Annotated in this window: 16 protein-coding genes; 3 read left to right on the top strand and 13 right to left on the bottom strand. The window is 48.2% G+C overall.

The features are described 5' to 3' along the window. Positions 1-137 precede the first annotated feature (137 nt). The 9 genes from BLS44_RS06175 to BLS44_RS06135 all read right to left on the bottom strand — a co-directional run bounded on the left by BLS44_RS06175 (position 138) and on the right by BLS44_RS06135 (position 15,816). Entirely contained in the window at positions 138-1,229 is a 1,092-nt protein-coding gene (locus tag BLS44_RS06175) for a DUF4855 domain-containing protein (RefSeq protein WP_090389143.1), read from the bottom strand. 111 nt (positions 1,230-1,340) lie between these two features. After that, positions 1,341-4,034: an alpha-L-rhamnosidase gene (locus tag BLS44_RS06170; RefSeq protein ID WP_090389142.1), complete on the bottom strand. Its 2,694-nt coding sequence runs from the start codon at positions 4,032-4,034 to the stop codon at positions 1,341-1,343. A gap of 266 nt (positions 4,035-4,300) precedes the next feature. Beyond that, positions 4,301-5,014 carry a polysaccharide deacetylase family protein gene (locus tag BLS44_RS06165; RefSeq protein ID WP_176954329.1) on the bottom strand — a complete coding sequence of 238 codons (714 nt, stop codon included), beginning with the start codon at positions 5,012-5,014 and terminating at the stop codon, positions 4,301-4,303. A 23-nt stretch (positions 5,015-5,037) separates the two neighbouring features. Next, positions 5,038-6,192, bottom strand: a complete 1,155-nt coding sequence (locus BLS44_RS06160; protein WP_090389140.1) for a DUF4434 domain-containing protein — start codon at positions 6,190-6,192, stop codon at positions 5,038-5,040. A gap of 168 nt (positions 6,193-6,360) precedes the next feature. After that, positions 6,361-8,523: a RagB/SusD family nutrient uptake outer membrane protein gene (locus BLS44_RS06155; RefSeq protein WP_090389139.1), complete on the bottom strand. Its 2,163-nt coding sequence runs from the start codon at positions 8,521-8,523 to the stop codon at positions 6,361-6,363. Positions 8,524-8,526: 3 nt separating this feature from the next. Beyond that, positions 8,527-11,670, bottom strand: coding sequence for a SusC/RagA family TonB-linked outer membrane protein (locus BLS44_RS06150; RefSeq protein ID WP_090389138.1), 3,144 nt, complete (start codon positions 11,668-11,670; stop codon positions 8,527-8,529). A 125-nt stretch (positions 11,671-11,795) separates the two neighbouring features. Beyond that, a complete protein-coding gene (locus tag BLS44_RS06145) occupies positions 11,796-13,037 on the bottom strand; it encodes a sugar MFS transporter (RefSeq protein ID WP_090389137.1) in 1,242 nt (413 codons plus the stop codon). 6 nt (positions 13,038-13,043) lie between these two features. Next, positions 13,044-14,243: a n-acyl-d-glucosamine 2-epimerase gene (locus BLS44_RS06140; protein WP_090389136.1), complete on the bottom strand. Its 1,200-nt coding sequence runs from the start codon at positions 14,241-14,243 to the stop codon at positions 13,044-13,046. Between the two features lie 337 nt (positions 14,244-14,580). Continuing rightward, entirely contained in the window at positions 14,581-15,816 is a 1,236-nt protein-coding gene (locus BLS44_RS06135) for an ROK family transcriptional regulator (RefSeq protein WP_090389135.1), read from the bottom strand. 434 nt (positions 15,817-16,250) lie between these two features. On the opposite strand from BLS44_RS06135, the gene BLS44_RS06130 reads away from it, so the two are divergent. The 3 genes from BLS44_RS06130 to BLS44_RS06120 all read left to right on the top strand — a co-directional run bounded on the left by BLS44_RS06130 (position 16,251) and on the right by BLS44_RS06120 (position 20,367). Next, positions 16,251-17,633, top strand: a complete 1,383-nt coding sequence (locus BLS44_RS06130; RefSeq protein WP_176954328.1) for an SGNH/GDSL hydrolase family protein — start codon at positions 16,251-16,253, stop codon at positions 17,631-17,633. A gap of 53 nt (positions 17,634-17,686) precedes the next feature. Further along, a complete protein-coding gene (locus BLS44_RS06125; RefSeq protein WP_090389133.1) occupies positions 17,687-18,826 on the top strand; it encodes a DUF4434 domain-containing protein in 1,140 nt (379 codons plus the stop codon). A gap of 308 nt (positions 18,827-19,134) precedes the next feature. Further along, positions 19,135-20,367 (top strand): ROK family transcriptional regulator, encoded by a 1,233-nt coding sequence (locus BLS44_RS06120; protein WP_245729115.1) that lies wholly within the window; start codon positions 19,135-19,137, stop codon positions 20,365-20,367. 246 nt (positions 20,368-20,613) lie between these two features. On the opposite strand, the gene BLS44_RS06115 is transcribed toward BLS44_RS06120, so the two are convergent. From BLS44_RS06115 to BLS44_RS06100, 4 genes are all read right to left on the bottom strand, one after another. Next, on the bottom strand, positions 20,614-21,669 hold the full coding sequence (locus BLS44_RS06115) for a Gfo/Idh/MocA family protein (RefSeq protein ID WP_090389132.1): 1,056 nt from the start codon (positions 21,667-21,669) through the stop codon (positions 20,614-20,616). Positions 21,670-21,724: 55 nt separating this feature from the next. After that, positions 21,725-22,288, bottom strand: a complete 564-nt coding sequence (locus BLS44_RS06110; RefSeq protein ID WP_090389131.1) for a gluconate 2-dehydrogenase subunit 3 family protein — start codon at positions 22,286-22,288, stop codon at positions 21,725-21,727. A gap of 14 nt (positions 22,289-22,302) precedes the next feature. Then, positions 22,303-24,006 carry a GMC oxidoreductase gene (locus BLS44_RS06105; RefSeq protein ID WP_090389199.1) on the bottom strand — a complete coding sequence of 568 codons (1,704 nt, stop codon included), beginning with the start codon at positions 24,004-24,006 and terminating at the stop codon, positions 22,303-22,305. Positions 24,007-24,200: 194 nt separating this feature from the next. Beyond that, on the bottom strand, positions 24,201-25,181 hold the full coding sequence (locus BLS44_RS06100; RefSeq protein ID WP_090389198.1) for a GlxA family transcriptional regulator: 981 nt from the start codon (positions 25,179-25,181) through the stop codon (positions 24,201-24,203). Positions 25,182-25,372 lie beyond the last annotated feature (191 nt).

Raw genomic sequence — 25,372 nt, 5'->3', positions numbered from 1 at the left:
TTGAAACAGGGCCACAAAGCAACGACCAGGAGCTCCTATATTTATTTCACGCAACGACGCTAAGGGGCAAAGAACGCGGCGGATCCGCCAGGGTTGCAAACGGTAGCTGGCGACTAAAAGTTAATAGCCTGCGCTCACTACCTTCTGCGTTGCTTGTAATAGGCATCTGCTTTTTGCTGCCGCCCGGCAATGATGGCTGCAAGTTTCTGATACAGTTCCCGCATACGTGCTTCCTTATGCCCCGACAATTTCATGATACCATTGCCGCCTTCATAATAGGCCATCGCAGCTTCATCGAGCACGCCTTTCTTCTGAAAGCCGCCGATGTACGTAATTAGCCGTTTTTCAAAGGCAGGCTGTTCCACCCGCATATCAAATTCCAGCTCCATCCCCATCTCGTGTTGCTTTGCAAAATCACAGGCTTCATCAATACGGCTATCGGGTATATGCTCATCAAAGAAATGGTTGGGCTGCTGATACGCGGCATCAAAACCGGCCGCCTTCCAGCTACCATGTCCTTCCGCCTTCCAATAAGGAATCCAGTAAAATTTCATTTTTTTTGAACGGATGTATTCCGCAATACGGGGTATTAAGGTTTTTCCACCGGTGCTCTGCTCCGCCACCCAGTAAAACCCAGAAAGCTCCACCTGATCCAGGCCGGCCTTGCTCCAGCGATCCAGCGCATCATCAATATACCACTTACAAGCCAGGAAGCGGCTTTCTTCATTATCAAAGCTTAGCATTTTCCCGTCCAGCATGCCCCAGTCTTTCTGATCATAGATCGGCTCCGGAAGGGTTAGCACCACTTTGCGTTTCCGGAGTGGTTTGATTCGCTTTTTTGCCAATCCGGACAGTACATCATTTAACGCATGAATGGCCTTCCCTTGTTCAAAGTTCCGATCCAGCAGCCAGGACCATTCCTCCTTTCCTGCGTGTTCTTTTTCATAACCGATGGAATAATCCTTTCCCTTTCCATTCTTAAACTCAATAAACAGAAAACCGTCAAATAAAAAATCGGTCTTCTTCCCCTGCTGCCGGTACACATAAGGCGTCAGCTGTTCAGCCGTCCAGTCCGGGCGATGTGCCCCGCCCTGGTAGATCAGGGCCAGGTCCGTTATATAATCCGCCTGCGGAGAAGCCAGGGGCAGGTATTGCTGGGCATGGGCGCTCAGGAATTGCAATAATACGCCCATACCTATAAGAGCCGCTTTGATTTTCCTAATGCCCATCTATTTCATTTTATCTCTTATCATTCAATGAAGTGCTATCGGTATTCCCGATCTAAAACCGAAGAGCGAGATCATACACGGGCGTAATAATTACACCTGAAATACCGGTATTCAACGTACATCTTCCCCGATCAAGATCCTGTATGAACCGGCAGTAAACAGGTAATCACCATCCTTATTTATCAAACTGCTTTTTATTTCCTTTTTACTTCCCACGTCAATAACCGATCGGATATTATTTAAACGGACCCGGCCCTGACTGTTTGCAGGAATAGCGAGATCGAGTACGATCTGGCCGTTAAGCCGTTTCCACGAAGATATTATTTTCCCGCTTGCAGAATGATAAGTTGCCGAAAAACGATCTAATCCTTTTACAAAAGCCGGTTTTATAATGACCGAATGAAATCCCGGTTTTGTTTCATCGCTATTGATCCCCCCAAGGCTTTTGTAAAACCACGCGCTGATCGCTCCAAACATTATATGATTTCGCGAAAGGGTGGCCGTTTCTATCTTCCAGGTCTCAAACAAAGTGGTGGCACCATTTGCGATCCACCACCCCCAGGAGGGATAAGTCTGCTGTGTCGCAACTTCAAAAGCCAGGTCGGCATAGCCATTATCGCTCAAAGCCCCCAGTAACGTTTTAGCCCCCAGTAAACCAACGTCCAGGTGATGGTTATCTGCCCGTACCCGCAGGGCCAGGTTATCAGCTACTCTTTGCCTTAAAGGCTCCGGGACAATTCCAAAATAAAGCGGGCCGCTCAGCTCGGCCTGTGCACCTGTGGCATAGATGGCCTTCTCTGTATCCAGGAATCTGTCATTGATTGCTTTCTTAATTCTAAGCGCCAGCTGCCGGTAATGTACAGCATCCGTAGCCCTGCCCATAACGCCTGCAGCTTTTGATAATAACAGCGCATCCTGATAATAGTACAGGGAGATCAGCAATTCTTTGTTTGCAATTGTCTTATAAGGCACCCAATCACCCAGCCCCCAATCCGTAAGATCATTTTTACTTACAGATGTAATATAATCGACAAAGCGTTTCATGTTAGGATAATTATCAGACAGCACTCTGGTATCCCCGTAATACTGATAGAGTGTCCAGGGCACGATCAGCATGGTGCTCGTCCAATCCGGCCCGTTGCCCCAGTGATAGCCCCAGGTGGCCGTTGGAATAATTGCCGGCAGCATGCCATTTTCCTGCTGGGCGTCCCGGTGGTCCGCCAGCCATTTTTCATACACCGTAATGCCGTCATAGTTTAACAGGCCTGTCTCCAGTGCAATATGGGCATCACCCGTCCAGCCGTTCTTTTCCCGTTGCGGGCAATCCGTAGGATAACCATGTAAATTTGAAAGGTAAGAACGATTGGTAGCTGCCCATATCTTATTCACCAGCGTATTGGACGATTCAATTTTCCCTACTTGCCGTACATCGCTGTTTACGCGGTAAGCCGACAGGCTGCCCGCATTCAGCCGAACAGGGCGGTCTGCAATCACCTCAACATATTGAAAACCCTTGTAATTGAACCGGGGCATAAACTCCTCAATACCCGCTCCTTTCAGAATATAGATATCCGTCTGAAAAGGATCGGCCCCATGCCGCTGATCTGCATAGATATCGATGGTAGACTGATCTACCCGTTCATCTTTATTAAGTGTTTCACCATGTTTCAGCCGGATAACCGTTCCTCTTGCTCCCTGAATGCTCAGTTTTGATATGCCGGCAATATTTTCCGGGAACCGGAACACATATACAGAATCGTTTATTTTCCGGACCCCGGGGTTATGAAATTCTTTCACGATCCTGACCGGAACCATGGCTTGTGTAACAACCTGCGTTGAAGGTGCCTGCCGCTGTACCACTTTGTTCCAGCCGGCATCATCATAACCGGGCACACTCCATCTGCCTAAATCCATCCGGGCATCATAATGCTCTCCGGTATAAATGCTGTTGAAAATAAGTGGCCCTGTTTTCGTTTTCCAGGTAGGATCTGAATAAACTGTTGCAGTAGTTCCATCTGTATATCTGACCTGCATTTCCAGGCAAAATGCCGGACGATTGCGCCACATCGCGCCATTGAAATTCCATTCAGACCATGACTGATGATTATACCACCCATTGCCCAATACAACACCAATCGCATTGTTCCCTTTTCTCAGCTCTTTTGTTACATCAAAGCTTAAATACAGATTGCGTTTATCAAACCGCGTAAACATGGGATTCAGCAATTCATTACCCATTTTCGCGCCGTTCAGATAAAGCTCAAATAATCCCGCGGCCACTATATACACCCGTGCCTGGGAGACCTGCTTCTGCAGCTGCACTTCTTTACGGAAATAAGGTGCGGGATAAACCAGGGTATCTTCCCCATCGCTCATCCATTGTGCCTTCCAGGGCTCCTTCATTTTTCCGGTTTCAAACCACGACAGTTGGGAGGTGGCTGATTTTACGCCATTCTTGTCCCACAGCGCCACGGCCCAGTAATAACGGGTGCGGGGTTTCAGCTTTTTTCCGTTAAAGGTTGTTATTGTAGCCGAAGATGCTATTTTACCACTCTTCCATACAGTTCCGTTTCCACGGCGGACGATAGCGGCATCTTCGTCCACAATAATTTCATAGGCTGTTTGCGCAGCGCCCAACCTGCTGTCTGCCACCTGCCAGGTAAAACGGGGAGCTGCCGCATCAATACCAAGCGGATGCTCCAGGTGCTCGCATTTAAGAAATACCGCTTCCATCCGCTGGCCTATTGCGGGCGCAGCATAAAGTAACAACAACACCAGTAGCACATGTAAGCAATTTGTTCTCATGCAATGCGATTTAGAAAAATGATACAATACAATTATCCCCTGAGTTAATTCTTCAATCTCCGCTGAAGATCAAACAAAGATTTATATCCTATAACAATGACACCTTCATCCTTTATCAGCTTTTTAACTGCATCGCCCGTAAAGAAAGCCAGTTCCTTAATACGTGTTCCGGCTGAATTGGTAATAGCACGCAGTTCATCGCTCTCCGCGGCCGCATGCACAAAAATCTCGGTAACGCCCGGTTTCAGGTTTTTAATATAGTCTGTCTAGAACGTCTCAACATTCTCTGTCTTATAATCTTTAAATTCCTCATAAACGAAATAATCCGGCGTTACCAACCCGCTATCCCTGCATCGTTTTCTAAACTCTGAAAACCCCATTGCATCCAGGGTTGTTTGTGCAGCCATGCGCAGCGGCAGGTCAAACTCTTTAGCCAGCTGCAGGTACATTTTCATATAGCTGGAATCATACTGGAACGTTCCCATATGCGAGTCAATATGTGTAACCGGTATGCCGCTATCCAGCGCTTTTTTTATCTGGGCCCGTCCTTCAATCAGCGCTTCTCGGATATTGGATGCTGCGTACACCTCCGATGCATCTTTCCACAGGTATCCCTCCTTATCATAAAGCCCGGGCACCTCGCTACGCGGGGCAATACTCGCCCATCGATAGTGCTTCCATTCTGATGTAAGCGTAAGGTGCACCCCAAAGCCATATTCCGGATGGGTCCTGGCAAAGTCGGCGATCTCATTAAACCAGGGACAGGGAGGCATGATCGTGGCAGAACGGATAATTCCTTTTGTCATTGCCTGTATCGTACCCAGGTTAGCAGCATGACACATACCGGCATCATCATTATTAATGATCAGTATTCTATCGGTCTTTTTGTACCCCAGCTGCTCTGCCAGCGTCTGGCTGCCCGCAGGCAACGCGGTGAACAGCCCCCATAAAACAAAGATTATTTTTTTTAGTTCCTTCATGATCAGTCTGGTTAAACTCCTGCTTATTCTTTTATCCTCATAGCATATTCCATATTTGCCGGGGCATTTACAATCCATAGCAGATCAAAACCCGCCTGGTATTGCTTTTCTATCTGTTCCCGGATCACATTTTCCAGATCTGTTCCGGGAACGTTTTCATAATTTACCGGCAACCACCACAATGTACCCCTTATTGCGGGTTTTTTATTTTGCGGCCCGCTATACCGGCTATTGAGCTTCTGATAGTATCCTGCATATGCATCATAGGCATTTCTCTGTCCTTCAGAAGTGATCGTCTGCCCATCCACTTCTGCTGAAGGCCAGGGCCCCCGCTCTGTAACAGGATTCATAAAGGGGAAATAGCCCCAGTTTACAATACCGCTTCCATATTCAGCAGCCAGCTCCAGCTTTTGCTGCAACCAGTTGATGGGGGTGAACTTCCAGTTCCGGGTATTGCTTTTTTCCATAGCAAGGAACTCCTGCCAGTCCTTGGCTACCACCTCCCCTGTTTCTACATTTACCCAAAACTGCGCACCTGCTTTTTCACAGGCATTTTTGAGCGCCTGCAAAAACGGACGCCGGTCATCCAATGTAAAAAAGCCTATATGCTCGGCCCCTGAATCCTGCAGCATCAGGATATCAATACCTGTCTCCAGTAACGTTTGCGCCCACCATTTTTCATAGTCTTCGGGCTGCAGATATTCAAATCCTCTGTACCCGTTTTTATCCAGCAGGAAAAAGGGGGAAATCGTTACCACGCTCTGCGGCGCTACTCTTTTACATTCCTGTACCGCAGCCTTCCATACTTTATGCCAAAAGGCAGTGATCGTTTTTTCTCCGGGTCCTAAGGGGTTAAGTTCGTTATTGAGATACCATCCCCAGAAAGATTTGTACCGGCCATAGCGGTTATAAAAAGTTTGTACATATGTTTTATACTGCCCTGCCACATACTCGGGTGTATACTTACGATACAGTTCCCCTCCGTTCATATTCAGATCGCAGATCACTTTCATTCCTTTTTCCTCCGCAATCGCATAGATCATCTTAAGAACATCCTGCCGGTCGGTATAAACTCCATTTTTTTGTCCCTCCGCATTTGGGGGGTCGAATTTATTACCACAGCATGGCATCAAAACCAAACACAATAACACGGCCGCTGCAATATTTAAAAAGCGCATATACACAAGTATTCATTTTCTTTTTTATGAACCTCTATACCAGGTAAAGTACCGGCTCGCCCGAACGTAAAACGGTGCCGGCCCCACAGGTATCCCTGGTATGGCAGTACCGGCCCCGGATCACGCTATTGTTATTTCGAAACAGGCGGGTTCGTCTATCTTGCGGGACTACCAGCCTGGATTTTGATTTTTTGTAAAATCGGGTATAATAGAAGCATCACTCAATGGTATAGGAAAAATCAGAAATTTATCCTGCCAGGCATTCCTGCGTTCGGTTACAAACCGGGTATAGGTAACATTGGCTGGCGGAGCAGGCTGACTGCCCCCCCCCTTCTTTATGATACTGAAATCGTCCAGTAATCCCTTACTTCCATTGGGCCACCAACTAAAAATGTCGGCAGTAGTATTCGCAGCCCCGGTTGTAAACTGTACCTTTTGCTCTTTGACCCCATCTGCCGGAACAGCCGGTGTGCTTACTTCATTTCCACCATAATTTCTTACTCCTACATAGCCACTGCCAGACTCCACATACATCAATAAAGATACTTCGTAAGTGGTATTCGGCTGCAATCCACTTATAGTGGTCCAAATATGCCCTCCATCTGCAATGGAAACCACATGTTCACTGGTATGACCTGCCCTCGCCACAACGGAAGCGCCGGTGTAAAAGGTCCATCCTGATTCTCCGGATTCAAAGCTTGGATTGGGAACTGTAACAGTGCCGGCGCCGGCGCCCGCTTTTATTTCCATCCCTGTAACCAGTTTATCTGTCTGACTCAGGATCTTCCATCTGCGTACATCCCAAAAACGATGTTCTTCCCATACCAACTCTACCCTGCGCTCTCTCCTGACACGGTCCCGAAACTGGGTCTGGTCCAATCCGGTTGTCATGTCGGGCATTTTCGCCCGCTTCCGGATAACATTAACGGCATCGTAAGCCCGTGATGTTGGGCCGTTAGCTTCATTTTCTGCCTCGGCCAGGTTCAAATAAAGCTCAGCCAGCCTGTATTTCTTAAACTTGGCGGAAGATGTCTGGTTGATGGCAAGCTTGGGGTCGATAAATTTTCTCAGGTAATAGCCCGTATGGGTATTGATCCGGTTAGGCGGCGATTTGATCAGTTGATCAGCTCCCCCAATAAACGTTTCGACAATATGTACCTGTCCGTTTATATTATCATAGGCCGCGCCGTTGTACCATAAGGTTGCATAAAACCGGGGGTCTCTTCCTTTGTAAGGATTTTGCTCATCATAACCTGATGTCCCATTAATGATGGGTTTCAAGTGATCTGCATCTTCATATCCTAAAATGGCGGGTTCTCCTGTTTCCTTCATATCATAGGCATCCACCAGCTCCTGCGACGGAGTTGCGCCCAACATCCAGGAGCCCTGTTTGCTGGGCAGCCCGGTAGTGGTTAACGGTATTTCGCCTGTCTTGATCTCAAATATGGTTTCCCTATCACGGGGATTATCAGCCAGGTCAGAAGTGTTTAAAAAGTAATTTCCATAATCATTTACCAGTTCATACCCGGCAACGGTCAACGCGTCTATTCCTTCCTTTGCCGCCGCCGCCGCTGCATTCCATTTTGCAAGATCATTTGCCGGATTCCACAAGGGGCTTGCATTGTACAACAAAGCCTCTGATCGTAAAACATATGCTACAGCAAGGGTAAAACGGCCGCGTTCAGATTCCTGGGTAATCCGCACCGGAAGCTTTCCTTCTGCAATCACCCGTGCACACTCCTCTGCAATAAAATCCGTGCACTCCTGGAAGGTTGGCCGCTTCAGCTGCGAATAATCAAACGTGGGGCTAAAAGGCTCGGTAATAATGGGCATAGGCCCGAATTGCTTAACCAGTTCAAAATAAAAGAAAGCCCGCAACAGTCTTGCCTCCGCAATAATTCTTGCCTTCCTGTTTGGATTGGCGAACATAACATCCGGCGCTTTGCCCAGAAAAACATTCGCATCCCTGATCCCTGCCCAAAACGTGGTATACCGATTCTGCCCGCCACCTATACCTCCGGCCTGGGCCAGGGGATTATTACCGGGGGTTAAGCTACCGGTAATCCAGGCTGCAGCAAGACTTGCAGAAAGATTTCCTATCTCTGCATCCTGGGCTTCATCCGTAAGCCCCGCCAAAAAAGACCAGCCGGCATAATTGTTAAAATAAGAGGGTATGGAAGCGTATACCGTATTCAAATAGGCCTCCGTTTGTATTTCGCTGGTAAATACATCTTCCAGCGACATCCTTCCATCCGGTGTAATATCGAGTGGATCGCGCTTACAGGAAGCAACAGTAAGGGCAAGCGCTATGATTATAAATATCTTTTTCATAATTTAGAAAATAAAGTTTACACCAAAATTGATTAATCTCGTAATCGGGTAAGTCATGATACTTGTCATCTCCGGATCAAAATCCTTAACAGGTAACTTATCCCAGGTAAACAGATTGAGTCCATTTGCATAGAAGCGAATACTGCGGGCTCCTACGCGCCGGATCCAGTTATTATTTAATGTATACCCCACCTCCACATTCTTAAGCCGGATATAACTACCGTCATTTATAAAAAATGAATTCGGGTTCTCATTGGGATTGGTTTGGGTGGTAAGCCTGGGGTAGCTGATTTTTTCTCCGTTTGCCGCGCGTTCCTCCGTCCAGCTTTCCAGGTGTCTTGAACGAAAGTTATTTCCAATTGCAAATATTCCATAGCTGCCATAATAGTTGGATACATTGGTAACGCCCTGGAACAGGATGCTCAGGTCAATATTTTTGTATATTACATTAACGGCCGCCCCATATTGTACTTCAGGGACCGTTGAATACCCTATTGGCGCAATATCTTTTTCATCGATGATTCCATCGCCGTTCAGGTCTTTATACTTGAAGTCCCCGGGTTTCGGAGCATGTCCGGGAATGCGCTGTTCGGGAGCATTGGCAATATCTTCTGCATCCCGGAAATAACGATCAACAATATAACCAAAGTTCTGACCGATCCTGTAACCCGTTTGCCGATAACGATAGGCATACGTCTCATCCAGCAATGGCTCATCTGCAAATACCTGTTCGTTCCTGGCATAGGCACCATTCAGCTTTGTCATAATCGTCAGGTCTTTGCCTATTGGTTTTCTATAGGTCAGCTCCAGCTCAAACCCTTTATTTTCTACCACTCCAATGTTTACCGGAGGCAGTACTGAAGACGGCAACCCGTTAAGCACAGGTACCGTTCCCCTGTTACGCAGTATATTATCTCTTTTTTCCCTGAAGTAATCGAAAGTAATATCAAGTGCATTGAGCACACGCAGGTCCATGCCGATATTTACCTTTTGCGCCACTTCCCATTGCAAGGCATCATTTTTTAAAAGACTGGTGATCACCTGCTGTCCCTGTCCGAGGCTTCCGGAATATCCTCCGGGTTTTACCTGGATATCGTCCAGGTAAAGGAAGCGCCGCGAACCGATCCGGTCGTTACCCACTTTTCCATAGGATGCCCGGAATTTCAGGCTATTAATAAATGAAACATCTTTCATGAAGGCTTCGTTGGACGCAACCCATGCCGCGGAGTATGCAGGGAAAAAGCCAAATCTCCGTCCTTTTTTAAACTGTTCCGATCCATTATATCCCATATTAAACTCCGCAAAGTATCGCGATTTATAGCCATAGGTGATCCGGGATGAAATTCCTCTTAAATTGTAGGGGAGCTGTGCATCTATAATATTTTGTTGTTGCTGATAAAGCAGCAGTCCGGTAACAGTATGGTCGCCAAATGTGTTTGAATAGTTCAAATACCCCTGCAGATTGGAAAGCGTACTGAAAAACCGGCTACCGGAAAGTTGTAAGGGCGTATTCTTGCTATCCCCCATATTCCTGTAATAAACCGTGTCCCCTCCGGAAGCGGTAGGCTCTACCACCTGAACAAGCTTTAAATACTGGCGGCTTGCCATCATATTATTAATGGATCTTGAGTCAAAGGACATCCAAACCTTAGCAGAAAGCCCTTTTAAGAATTTGTTCAAGTCCTGCTCCAGTCCAAACGTCGCCATAATATTGTTCCGCGTTTGCTGTACATAGCCCGACCGGTTGAGCGAACCAAATGGCGGATAAAACCCGCCCTGCCAGGTGCTTACAGCTCCGTCTGGTGTTACAGGCCCGGGCACCGTAGCATTCTGATCAACAATCAGCTGCGCCAGGATGTGCAGGGCCGGCGACGTTGACGAAAGGAAATCGAGGTTATCATAGATACCGGCCGGCATATTTTGTTTTTCCAGGTATCCGCCAAGATTCAACATGGCCTTCAGCGTCTTGTTCAGCTGAATATCCACATTCGATCTGAAATTATAACGATTCAGTCTAAACGAGGGATCATACGGAAGTCCTTTTTCAACATTGAACATTCCGCCCTGGTTGAGGTAGCCTGCATTTACAAAATATTTCACCCGCTGTCCCGCTCCTGAAACATTGAGGTTATATCGCTGCTGCAATGAATTATTTTTTAGCAGGATACCCTTCCAGTCCGTATTAGGAAACCGGAGAGGATCGTCGCCATTCTTATAATGCTCAACTATTTCAGGAGAGAAAGCATCTCCCAGACCATCATTGCGTTGCATCTGGTTCCTGATCAATGCGTATTCATAGGAACTTACCAACGATGGGAACCGCTGAAAATCCTGAGAGCCGGCTTCAGCAGTAAAACTAATTTCCGGCTTCTCGGATACGCCTCTCTTTGTTGTTACCAGGATTACGCCGTTTGCTCCGCGCACCCCAAAAATTGCCGTGGAAGAAGCATCTTTCAAAATAGTAACACTCTCCACTTCATTGGGATCAATATAGGTTAGATCGCGTTCTACCCCATCCACCAGGATAATCGGGCTTTGTGAATTGATGGTGCCTAACCCACGTATGGCCATTTGGGTAAGGTCTCTTCCCGGTTCCCCGCTTCGCTGAATCGCCGTCAATCCCGGCAGTCGTCCCACCAGTGCTACAGCAAGGTTCGCTGCGGGGCTCTGCTTGATCTCTTTCGTTGTAATAGAAGCAATAGCACCGGTTAATGTTGCTTTCTTCTGTTTGCCGTATGCCACCACAACCACATCCTCCATATCGGTCAGGTCGGCTTCCAATATAACGTCGATAACCCGATCCTCTTTAACTTCTATATCCCTGGCCTGATACCCGGTGTGCGTAAATCGCAATACATCCCCCTTGCCGGCCATCACCGCATAAGTACCATCCTTTGCGGTAGCCGTGCTGGCAGCGGTGCTTATCACGGTAACGGTAACCCCTTCCATTGCCTTGCCGGATGCATCGGTCACTTTACCGGTTATTCTTGTTTGTTGCAGGGTAGCCCGGCTTATATAACCCGGTATACCGGCCATTGGCGCTGCGTTTCCATTGAGGCAGGCCATGCCCAGCGCCAGCATCAGCACAACATTGGAAGCCCGCCTACCGGGCAGCCATGCCGGTTTTAATTGAATACTCATTTTCATAATGCTTCAGTTATTTGGTGGAAAGATTTAGTTTTAATGTAAGGCGGCACAACGGGCAGGCGCCCGGGTACCTTTTTGGCAATCGTTAACATATATTTTATTTTTTAGAAATCGTTCAACAGGTGTTACCCGGTTGTTTTAAGCCGGGCCTTATAGCCGCTTACGCCATAAAACACCAGGTACAGGTAGCAGCAAAGCACCAGCAAAAAGCCCCATACCCAGGAAGCACTGTCTACCAGCACACCGCAGAAATACGGTACTACGGCCCCGCCCACAATAGCAGTGGACAATAAGCCCGAAGCACGGGTGGTGTAACTGCCCAGTCCTTTAACCGCCAGGGAAAAGATGATGGCAAACATTACGGAATTGCAAATACCTACAGCAATCATCATCCACACCGCCAGCATACCGGAGGTCAGTATGGAAGTAACAATGAAGCCCCCCGCAGTCAGCGCCGCAACCACCAATACCTGCTGGGGTTTTACCACTTTTAACAAGGCTGCGCCCATCAGCCGGCCCGCCAGCATGCCTCCCCAGTAAAAGGCCACGTAGCTGTTGGCCGCATGTTCCTTTATGGATAACAGGTCTGCTATATAGTTGGTAAGGAAGGTTCCAATGGCCACTTCTGCCCCCACGTACATAAAGATGGCGATCACACCAAATTTCAGGTTCCGGAACGCAAACAGCCGCTGTCCGGCGCCGGCCTCATCCCGGGCTGTTTGGCCGGTTGCAATACGGGGCAGCGCCAGCAGGGATACGGCCACCGCTATCAGCACCAGCGTAAGGCCAATGCCCAGGTAGGGTGCGGTAAGGGTACTGCCCGTAACACGGGTACCCATGCGCGATAAAATAAAATGTGCACCAAAAAGCGGGGCCACCGTTGTACCAATAGACCCTATGCCCTGGATCAGAGTGAGCCGGGAAGAAGCCGTTTCCGGTTTACCCAATAAGGTAATATAGGGATTGGCTGCCACCTGCAACAGCACAATACCCAGGGCCAGTATAAACAGCGCGCCCAGGAACAGCTCATAGCGGTGCCACCAGGAGGCCGGCAAAAACAGGAAGGCCCCCAGCCCTGCAATGGCAAAGCCCAGCACCATGCCCTTTTTATACCCGATCCGCTCCACGATCCTTCCTGCGGGTACCGACATGATGGCATAGGTTACAAAAAAGTAAAACTGCACCAGTGAGGACTCGGCATAATTGAGCTCAAAGCCTGTTTTAAAAAACGGCACCAGGGTATCATTTAAACAGGTAATAAACCCCATCATAAAATAGAGTACACCCAGCAGGATCAGCGCAGGCTTTTGTGTTCCTGTACCGGCTGCAGCCACCTGCAGTTTGCTGTCAAATGAAGTAACGGCCATCGTTTTTTATTTTGTTTGTAACAAATAAGCAGGATACTTTTGTTCAATTGCTTCCATGGTCTTCCACAACTGGAACAAGCCCCTTGGCACATGAAAACATCCTTTCCATTTGCCACCCTTTAAGGATAACAAGGGTTTGCCTTCCCGGTTCAGATAGCCGAACCACTCGCCATATTCCGGATCCGGAAAATGCTGCCAGGTATAATCATGCAGTTGCTGAAACCACTGCGCGCAGCGCCCATCACCGGTATGCAGGTAGCCCTTGGCCAGCGTGATCATGGTTTCTATATGTACCCACCAGAGCTTTTGGTCCCACTCCAGTTGCTGCAGGGGCTTGTTCAACACATCCAGGAAGTAAAAGATTCCGCCGTGCTCCGCATCCCATCCGCATTCCACCAGCTGGAGTGCTATATCCGTAGCCCGGCGTATGAGCGCATCATCTCCTTTTCTTTTCGCCAGGTCCATAATAAACCACATCGCCTCCAGGCCATGGCCGGGGTTGATGACACGGCCATCAAAAGAATCGGAAAAACCGCCATCGGTCCGTATGTTCTCAAGAATAATGCCCTGGTCCGGCCGGTAAAACTGTTTCATCACTGCATCAATACCGGCCCGGATGGTATCCTCCACCAGCGATGGCTCCAGCAGCGGCTCCAGCTCCAGTACCAGGTTGCATAAGATCATGGGCAATGCAAAATTCTTTAAGGGGCGGGTACCCGGCACGGCCTTATTGTAAATGCCCTTGGCCTGCTCCTGCCGTTTAAGGATATTGTAAAAGGTATCCCGGGCCACCGTAGCATAGTCATTATTGCCGGTAGCCTCGTACAGTTTGCCAAAGGCCATAGCAGCAAAACAATCAGAGAAAATATTATAGGGCTGTACCAGCGGGGCGCCTTCCCTTGTTAATGAAAAATACCAGTACCCGTTTTCCGCCCTGCCGCGCTGCAGTAAGAAGCGGGCACCCGCTTCTGCAGCCGCCAGCCACTCGCTGCGCTTTTCCACGTTCACATATAGCATGGCAAAGGTCCATACCTGCCGGGCCTGCAGCCAGATGAATTTATCCGTATCAAATACCTCTCCGTTCCGCTCCAGGCAGGTAAAGTAGCCCCCCTGCTCCCTATCCGGCGAGTAATTCAACCAAAAAGGCACCACATCATCCAGCAAACCCGCCTTATATAATTTGCCCAGCTTAACCGCATCAATCATTGTATCATTTATTTATTCGTTGGAAACCCGGCCAAAAACAGCATCGTTAATCCTGCAAACCATCCTGGCAACCGAACGTTCCGATAAGTAGTTATTTGTTATCTGAAGGCTAAATAACAAACTTTTTATTTATCATCCAAATAATTTGTAAATTATTTTTTTAATTAAGCAGAGAATAAAAATATTTAATCAAAATAAGCAGTGCCCATAAACACAACAGGGAGTTCTGTTCTTAAAAGGAGGAGCGGTGCACCAAAATGCATCCTCTTCCAAACCGGCTCCGGATGGCCATTTACAATGCGCCGGGGAACTATTCCCGGCCCTGAAACAGCCGGGGTTATTCAAATGCAAACAGCCGGCTGCGAACCAGCAGGCAGGCGCCCATTACACCGGCCTTTTCTCCAAGTTCGGCCATTTTCAGATGTGTTTCGTTACTTACCAGGCTTAACGAATATTTAAAGATGGCGCTTTTTACCGGCAGGCGTATATAAGCCCCGGTAGCGGATAGGCTTCCGCCTAATATAACCAGGTCCGGGTTAAACAGGTTAATCAGCGTAGCTATTCCCTCTCCCATTTTTTCGCCGATAACGGCAATGCATTCGATAGCCAATACATCATCATGGTTGGCAGCAGCAATAATATCATCCAGCAAAAAATCCTGGGTTTTCCTGGTGATCTTGGTAACAATGCTGGTAGCGCCTGCGCAAAGTCGCTCAGAAAACAACCGCACCAGTGCCTGTCCGGAGGCCTCTGTTTCCAGGCATCCCTTTTTTCCGCAATGACAGATAATTTCGTTGTTGAAGGCATGGATATGCCCGAACTCCCCTGCAAAACCGGACTTTCCATAATATAGCTGTCCGTTAATCATGACACCCATACCAATACCGTAATCCATATTGATATAAAGAACATCTTTCTCCGGGCCCACCGCCCCGTTGCAAAATTCGCCATAAGCCATGGCGCGGGAGTCATTCTCCAGATAAATAGGGATCCCCAGCTTATCCTCCATGATCTTGCTCAGGGGTTCTTCGCTGAAATTAAAGAAGCTGTAACTGTATCCGGTTTTATAATTAATACGTCCTGAAAGATTGATACCAACGCCTGCGATCTGGTCCTTCCGGGCAGGAAGGCCCTTCAGAAATCCCTGGATAATAGCACACAAGGCATCCAGCGATTTGGGGGTATTATTTAATGTAAAAGCAACTTTTTCCTGGTACTTTACCAGCGTGTTTTTCAGATCCAGCAAACCAATGTTGATATGGAATTTTTTTACATCCACTCCTACAAAAAAGATCGAATTGGGTTTTAATCCATAACGATTGGGGCGCCGGCCCACACCAGAATCCTCCGCCTTTCCATAATCCTTCACCAGCCCGTCCTTTTGCAACTCGGTCAGCAATTCTGCAATTTTTGGGGCGCTGAAATTCAGTTCCCTGCTTAACTCTGTAATCGTTGCGTCGCTGGTATTGGCAAAATACGTAAGGATCTGTTTTTTTAAATGCAGGTTCTTATAGGCCACCCCATCAATTGACTCATTATGTAAATCGGAAAATATTTTCTTAATTGTAGCCATAATTTATCGGAAATAGAAAGCAAAAGTACATAATTTATAAAACGAAATGCAGGCACATCCCCTCTAAGAGCTCTCCGGCTCCCCTACGTTCCAGGCCCGGGAATGCCGTCTCATAAAACCAGCCGGCAACAGAACGGTCCCATCTTTTAACATTCAATAACGATGCTCTTTGGCTCATATATCGCGCGACGGTCCTGATTTTAGCACAAAAGGGGTCAAATTAATAAATTTATTTTAATTTATTAATATATTTAAAAAATAATTTTACATTTGTGGGTGCATTATTTTTAAAGGCAGCTATTAACAATCGTTTCGACCTTGCCAGACCAGCTAAAATGGAAACCGTCAATAGGAATAAACTAAAATAGGATTTCTATGCCGGTATTCAATGTGAAACAGCGATGCCGTTGCATATTAAAATCATAAAACAGGTCATGAAAAGAACAATACTCCTGGGAGTCACCCTGCTACTGCTTTACCCGGTCCGGGCGCAATCCGTTCAACCGTTCCGCCATGGCGACCGGGTGGCGCTTGTAGGCAACAGTATTACGCACGGCGGCCGTTATCACGCTTACCTCTGGTTATATTATATGACGCACTTTCCGAACCGGCGCATTACATTATATAATTGCGGGATTGGAGGCGACATGGCGGGCGGAATGCTTCAACGATTGACCACCGACGTTTTTTCAAAAGATCCAACGATCATTTTCCTCACTTTTGGCATGAACGACAGTGGCTATGCCGAATTTTTGCAATCGAATTCCAATGAACTGGCCGACAAAAACGTAGCGCGCTCCCACAAAGACTACCAGCTCATCGAAGAAGAACTGACCCGCTATCGTAAAGCTAAAAAAGTGATCATATCCTCCTCTCCCTATGATGAAACCGCTAAGATTTCGGCTCCCGTATACCCCGGGAAAAATAATACCATCCTGCGAATTGCTGATTTTCAAAGGGCCTCTGCATTAACAAATCAATGGGGTTTTATTGATCTTACCCGCCCGATCACTGCCCTGAACCTGAAAGGGCAGCAGCAGGACAGCACATTTACCCTTACGGGAAAGGACCGGATCCATCCGGATGTGGATGGCTACCTGGCAATGACCTATTTTATCCTCAAAGCACAGGGGCTTGCCGGTGACCCGGTTGCCCGGGTAGGTATTGACGTACAGGGAGCAAAAGTATTCCAGTCTGCGAACTGTACGGTCAGCAAGCTTTCCGTTTCTCCTTCCCACATCCGGTTTCATTACCTGGCCAATGCGCTACCTTTCCCCATAGACACGGCCTTCAGCAGCTGGAACAGCCGGCGGGCCTCTGATGCATTGAAATGGATCCCTTTTATGGAGGAATTTAACAATGAGCGATTCATCATCAGCGGATTGAAAAAAGGCGACTACCTGTTACGGATAAACGGCGACTCTATCGGTGTCTGGTCCCATCAACAGCTGGCGCAAGGTATTAACCTGGCATTGCAAACCAATACGCCACAATATCGCCAGGCAGAGGCACTCCGGATTCTGAATGAGGACCGTTGGATGCTTGAAATGAAATTAAGGGGGTATTACTGGATCCAGTATATGTACTTTCGCGATAAAGGCATGCTTTTTAATGATGATCCTGCTGCAGTTGCCGACGTTACCCGGGAGGCCACGCATAACATCTACGTAGCCGCACACCTGGAAAATTACCTGAAGGGGCATCATAAGGCTGTACGCGATGGCTGGATAGCGGAAATGCAGGCCCTTACAAATAAAATATATGCAAACAACAAGCCCCGGCAACAAGAGATCGAGATCGTGCCTCTTACACCTTAACGAAAGTCAAAAAAAAGTCATTCATTTAAAACAAAAAGCATAAACACAAGCATATGAAAAGAATTATACTTACCGGATTTTTGGGAGTAGCCCTGGTTCTATCGGGTTTTAATGCTAATGCATCCCGTGTTACCTCTTCCGGAAATAATAGCACAAGCCGTATCACGGTCGAATCAGAACCCGATCTTTTGGAAATCATTTACCACATTGCCGATAAAAAAGGCATGAAAGTGATCAGTGATATTAATGTGGCAGGCGGCGATCTTTATGGAAAGCTTGACGCGGGTACTATCGCCGACAGTATGCAGCAGTACATCCGTCAGTATCATGCACAATATGGAAGACATCGCTCTTTCTGGGGCTGGTACCTCAATCACGAACTCAACCCGGTTAAAACCAGTGATAAAGCGCAGTCTGCTTTCTGGCAACAGGTATGGAAGGCTGCAGTTGACGCCTGCCACGAGGTAAAGCCCGGCAGCCAAGTAACCATTTCGCCTTTCTTTTTGCTGGACAAACAGCAATTCCGCGGATTTGAATACCTGCAGCCGGCAGAATATGAACAGTGGTGGGCCGAGGCGCTGAAAGCAGCCGGTATCGATATCCTGATGTTACAGGATTCGGGGGCAGAGCACCTCGGATTTTTTACTATGGAAGAGCGGCGAGCCTTTTTCCAGGCATTTAAAAATGCCTGCTCCAAAGCCGGCAGCCAGTTCTGGCTCAATGTTGAAACCGGGGAAGTAGCTGCAAAGGACTGGAAGGAAGCCCTTGAAATGGAAAAAACACATCAGCGAAAATGGGTCTTTACTCCAATTGATCGTCTGAAACAGAAATTAAATCTGGCTGCAGAGTACGGTGAAGGCATTGTAAACTGGGGATATTTTCCGTTAATGAATCCGATAAAAGAAGAAGGCCCCTGGCCCTCGGGCGAGGTGGACGGCCAGCCAATCTCCTTTGCCGGTCAACAAAAAGCCTACCATGATTATAAAACCTATTATCAGCAAACACGCCGGTCAAAAAATACGCCACATATCCGGGGCACTTTATGGATGTTGCGGGAAAACTATAAAGGCTGGTCAAAGGCCAAACTAACTGCAGCTATCACCCGCCAGATCGACGCTCAAAAAGCCGCGGGGTTTGATCTTTTATGGATCACCAATACTCCCCAACACGTTTCATGGCTGAAGCACCCATAACCAGAGCAACGGTGGCAGTTCCCTTATAGTAGCCCGAATACCGGGCGCTTCCCTATTTCATTCCTATTTGTTTATAAATTTATATTTGAAACCAAAGGGGTATCACTCGAGGAAATTGAATCCATCCACGTGTGATCCTGTATTTTTGCTATACCGGTAAAACACCGGGGAAATGTTTATTGTAAAGGGAGCAACCCAATTGGTGCCTGCCGGAAGTCCAATACCGGCCGCCCCGGCTCTTTATAATTTGCACAAAAGCTGAGAACGAATAAAAGATCACCGGGCGTTTTTGGGAACGCCTGCATAAAATGAAACAGGAACGATCCATGGCTCAAAAGAAAAAGGAATACGATTTTTTTTCGGATGAATTGTCAACCGGCGTTGCTTACAAAAATAAGCTGCGGAAAAGGAAGATCATCCGTTATTTAGATCAGAACGGGGAGGCCATCATTGCAGAGCTGGCCCAGGCTATCAATATCAGTACTCCCAAAACAACCAGCCTCATTAATGAACTGATCGAAGAAGGGCTCATCAGCGATTATGGCAAGATCGATTCAACAGGAGGCCGGCCGGCCAGCATTTACGGGCTTGTTGCAGACTCCTGCTTCTTTATCGGCATCGATGTAAAACAATACTATGTAAACATCGGACTGCTCGATTTCAAGAAGAATCTCCGGAAAGCAGACATGAAGATCCCCTTCCTGCTCGAAAACAACGAGGCTTCGCTGCACAACCTGATCAGGCTGATCAAAGAGTTTATCAAGACCGCAGGCGTTGACAAAACCAAGATCCTGTCGCTTTGTGTAAACCTGGGCGGACGTATCAATACCAATAGCGGCTCCAGCTACAGCTATTTCCATTTTAATGAGCAGCCTCTGAGTGTTCTGCTCGAAAAACAACTGAGCATCCGGAGCTTTATTGAGAACGACTCCCGTGCAATGGCCTACGGAGAGTTTCATAAAGGCATTGTAAAAAACGAAAAGAACGTGCTGTTTATGAACCTCGACTACGGTCTTGGGTTGGGTGTTATGATCGAAGGCCAGGTGTATTACGGGAAATCCGGCTTTAGCGGTGAGATCGGTCACATTCCGTTCTTTAACAACGAGATCCTGTGCCATTGCGGCAAAAAAGGCTGCCTTGAAACCGAGGCATCGGGCATTGCCCTCTTGCGGATGTTCAAAGAAAAAATGGTCCAGGGCGTTAAATCCAGCATTGGCACCAAAAAAGATATCCGGCTAAATGACATCATTGATGCTGCCAAACATGAAGATATGCTTTCCATTGACCTGCTGGCAGCCATCGGTGAAAAAATAGGACGAGGAATTGCCGTACTGATCAATATCCTTAATTCGGAAATGGTGATCCTCGGGGGCACCCTGGCTTCTACCGGCGATTACATCTTTCTTCCTGTTAAAAGCGCCCTGAACAAATACTCGCTGAACCTCGTAAGCCAGGACACCAAACTGGTCGTATCGGAACTGGGTGAAAAAGCGGGGCTGATCGGCGGCTGCCTGATTGCAAGGAACAAGCTGTTGTTATAAACCCGGGAAATTTGAAAATGTAGAGATACGGGAATGTGAAAGTATGACAATGAGAATTCAAGAGTAAGGATAAGATTAGATCTGATCAGTGTCGATAGTCGATAGCCAATGGTCGATAGAACATCAACCACACCCTAAACGTCAAACCTCTTCCGAAGGTTCGGAACAAAAGACGGGTCCCTGAGCATCGAAACACGGATCAAACCTCAAACTTTAAACCTCAAACCCTGAAACGCCCTCTCCCCATCAAACCGATTGTTTCCGGCTTGCTTTCTCTGCCAATTCCATTACGCTACTGATCCGAATCGACGCGCCATTTTTCTGCTTGCTGATCTCGGCAGCTTCCATAAAGGCAATGGCCCCTATCGTTTGTTCTTCCGGCACCGGTGATTTACCGGTTTTAAAAAAATCGATAATAGCCGGTACCAGCGGGGCATAACCGGTAAAATCGCCTAATGCAGCGCGCTGACCTTTTTCGCCGTATGCATAGCCGCCAAAACTCCAGGAGTTATTGCGCAGCCCTCTTAGCGTTCCGATCTGCTGATCGTCCCAGACACCGACCACCATATCCGATAAAGGCGTATACGTTCTTGTAACCTCCCTGCAGCCGGCGCCTAGCATCGTATACAACATTTCCACGCCATGCACCCCATACCAGAAAAGGTCCGGGTGCGTGGGCTCCACAGGCGTCGGGGAAAAAACATCTGCCCCGATCACTGTCCCGATCTTCCCCGCCGCTACTTCCTGTACAGAGGGTATATAACGAAGCGTTGATGAAGAAAAAATGGGTACCCTGTATTTCTCCGCTGCACGGTAAATGGAAAGCGTGTCCTTTAAAGAAGCAGCGATCGGTTTGTCGATAAACATGGTTTTCCCGGCCCTGAAAACGGGCAATGCCTGCTCCAGGTGCAGGCGTCCGTCGTTGGTTTCCAGCATGACCAGGTCAACCAGGGGCAATAATTCCTTTATCGAGTCTACAATAACCACCCCCTGGGCTTTTATAGCTTCCGTATTGCGGGGGATCATATCTGTACTGGACCGAATATCCTTGCTCCCTCTTGGAGTAGCCGCCACGATCTTAAATCCGCCCAGCTCCGCCGGCGCATCGGCAGCATTTAGCAAACGGGCAAATGCCGGCCCGTGCTCGGTATCGAGACCTATAACGCCGATCCTTTTTCCCGCGGGGGCTTCGCGCTGTATCCGCTGCGGCGTTAATGTATATCCTTTTAAACCTAATGCCATCCCGGCCCCGGCCAATGTGGCCTGTTTTATAAAAGCGCGCCGGCTACCTGTATGTTCCATATTGATCGTTTTTGTTCCTGAATAAAGTTTATGCTTTCCGCGGGATATCCTGTTCTCAGGCGAACGCTTTATCGCCCGGTTTGAAGGGGATATCGCCCCTGAACTTACCCGGTACTGCCTCATACCGCAATGCTTTTGTAGTACCCGCTTCCGATGTAAAATACCCGGTAATGATCAGCCCCTTCATGACTGCATAATAATGCTGTGGCGCATCTCCCGGTTTAGCAGGTTTATAGGTTCCGGCCTGCTCATCCAGGAATAAAACAACGGCCTTTCTTTCGTCGTTCTGAAGCTTATCAAACGTTCCGCCCGTTTTTTGAAGGATCGCTTCCCGGAGCTGCGTCATACCCTTTAGGAAAAAGACCTGGTCCTGCTTATGAAAACAGTCGGTTACGATCGCCTGGATATAATCGCCCACCCGGGCAGCCGCTGCACCGGGAACACCCGGTGTTGCAGGCAGCAGCGCTTCCCCAACCTGGTCCAGCAGCTGTATATCCTCTTTCGTTAAAATGCCCGTGGCCCGCTCCGGTTCATTGCAGCCGGCGAGCACTCCGGAAAACTCAAGGGCCGTACCTCCTGCCAGCAAGCCCAATAACGAAATAGCTCTTCTCCTGTGCATTCGTATCTGTAATTTTAAAGGTTCCCTTTTTTCAGTTCTTCTATTACATGATTGGCGGCCCTTGCCGTAATAGCCATAAAGGTTAAAGAAGGATTTTGGGTACTGGTGGAAACCATGCAGGAACCATCTGTTACCAATACGTTCGGACAATGATGCAGCTGGTTCCATTTATTCAGCAAAGAGGTTGCAGGATCTTTGCCCATCCGCACTCCTCCAACCTCGTGAATGTCCAGCCCGGGGGCCTGTTTCGTATCTGTTACCGCTATGTTCTTTGCACCGCAGGTTTCCAGCATTTCCGCCCCGGTGTCCAAAAAATCCTTTAACAGCCGCTCATCATTTTCATCATAATCCACCGAAGTGATCAGCTGCGGTATACCCCAGGGATCCGTATGGTCCTTGCTGAGCCGAACATGATTGGCTTCCCTGGGGATGGTTTCCCCCTGCATCATCATGTATACACCCCAGTCGCCGGGATCAGCTATGGCCGTTTTAAACTGAGGACCGGCCTGTTCTCCCGGAACGGCATGCCCCCACCCGGCCCGCCCGGTGCTGAAGAAAACCATATACCCTCTCTGAAAATCTTTTTCCTGCCGGTGCACATTCCGGAAATTCGGCATCATAACCGCACAGGGTCTTTTGCCGGAATAGTAACGGTCTTCCATTCCCTCCAGCGATGCAGACAGCCGCCCCCGGTAGTTTTGAAAGGCAATATATTTTCCCAGCAACCCGTTGTCATTGCCCAATCCATTGGGAAAGCGCCTGGATACGGAGTTTAAAAGGACCTGGTTCGTGCTTAAAGTAGACGCGTTTATAAAAATGATCTTTGCATAGTACGCCGTCATTTTCTTTGTATGTGCATCAATAACATTCACGCCCGTGGCCTTTCCTTTTACATCATCATAGATAACCGAATGAACAATGGAGTCCGGCCTTAATGTAAGATTACCCGTTTTTGCAGCCCAGGGAAGCGTGGAGGCATTGGAGCTGAAGTAACCACCAAAGGGACAGCCCCGCTGGCACAGGTGCCGGGCCTGGCATAACATGCGTCCCTGATCCCTATGCACCTGCCTTATTTCTGTAAGATGCGCACAACGGCCAATGATCACATTCCGGTCGCGGTGCCGGGCCTCAATTTTTACACGCATTGCCTGTTCCGCCCGGTTCATTTCCCAGGGTGGCAGGAACTCGCCATCCGGCAGTGTGTCCAGTCCATCCCTGTTGCCGCTGATACCGGCGAACAACTCCACATAACTGTACCAGGGCGCCAGTTCCTCATAGGTGAACGGCCACTCCACGGCAAAGCCATCCCTTGCAGGGCCTTCAAAATCATAGCGGCTCCAGCGTTGTGTTTGCCTCCCCCACATCAGCGATTTGCCTCCTACCTGGTCCGGACGGATCCAGTCAAACGGTTTTTCCTGGATATAAGGCTGGTCCTTATCTTTTAGAAAAAAATGGGCGGCAGTTTCATCATATGCATAACATTTAGCGGCGATCGGATTTTCTTCCAGTACTTTTAAAGGAAGCCTTCCCCTGTGCGGAAACTCCCAGGGAGCCTTCATGGCAGTTGGATAATCCTTTATATGTTTTACCTCTTTTCCCCGGTCCAGCACCAGTGTCTTCAGCCCTTTATCACATAGCTCTTTTGCGGCCCATCCGCCGCTGATCCCCGAACCTACTACTATGGCATCAAAAACATGTTCCGGATGCTGATCACTCATTACAATCGTTTTAATATTTACCGGCAAAGCAACCCGCCGGCGGCAGGTATTAAAATAAATATTTTTAAAAGAAGCTCAAGTTAATAATTATTTTTAAAAAAATACTCTTAAAAATAAGATCGTACAGCAACGCATGCCTGTACCGGCTGTCTGCATCTCAAAATCCATCCCTGGTCTCCTCATCCCGCTCTGCATCAGACGCTGATCCGTTCTTTATTGTACCGGTTGCGGTAATCTGCCGGCGACAGGCCGGTTATCTTCCGGAATACATCCCGGAACGTTTTATCATCGGTATACCCCACATCCATCATCACTTCAAAAATGGTTTTGCGCCCCCGCTCCAGTTCTTTTTTTGCCGCTTCGATCTTTACACGCTGCAGGTATTCCACCGGTGTGTTGCCGGTGGCCCTGATAAAGCGCCGGTCAAAATTGCGCCGGCTGACAGCCAGGTGCACCGCCAGTTTTTCAAAAGAGATGCGGGTATCAAGGTGCTCTTCAATATACGTTTGTGCATCCCGGATCAGTTCATCATCATGCTCTTTCTGAACCTGGAAGATGGTAAACGGGGATTGGGTGATCCGCTCCACATCGATCTGGAATACCTTTGAGCAAAAGATAGCAACAGAACGGTCAAACAATATTTCTACCAGGTAAAGCACCAGGTTCAGGAAGGAGTAAGCCCCGCCATTGGTGTAGATGCCGTTTTCGTGGGTTATGATCTTACCGGTGGCAATAGTTATGCCGGGAAACATCCGCTCAAACTCCTCCGTTTTATTCCAGTGGATGGAGCAGGCCCTGTTTTGCAGCAGTCCTGTTGCCGCCAGCAGGAACCCTCCGGAACACATGCTGGCCACTTCTGCCCCGCACTTGTATTGCAGCCGGATCCAGTCCAGCAGCTCCTGATTTTGTTGCACTGCTTCTTCATATCCGCCCAGTACGGCGGGGATCAGGACCAGATCGGTATGCCGGATCGTCCGGATATCTGCCGGCCGGATGGACAGGTAACCGTTATGTGACCTTACTTCAGGCACAAAGCCGGCAATTTCAATAGTTAATAACGACGGATGCCCGGCTTGCTTCCAGTACTCGTTGGCCCGGCACAATATATCATAAGCCCCGCCAATGGTATTTACATTGACCCTGCAATCCGGTACTACGATGGTTACATGTTTCATTGGCATCATTTTTTGTTTGCCCGTTATGAGCGGATCAGCTGTTTAAAAATCATAGCCCAACCTGTTTTTTTCCGCGTATATCCCCGCCATTATTAAGAACGTTTACACGAAAATCAGCCGGATCTTAGGGTGCCTGAACCTATATACAAAGTGCCAGGGTCATTTTTAAACAGCCGCATACAAAGATACTC

The organism is Niabella drilacis (assembly GCF_900101395.1).
GTDB lineage: Bacteria > Bacteroidota > Bacteroidia > Chitinophagales > Chitinophagaceae > Niabella > Niabella drilacis.
Note: the sequence above shows the minus strand (reverse complement) of the source record. Positions and strands in the feature narration are given on the sequence as shown.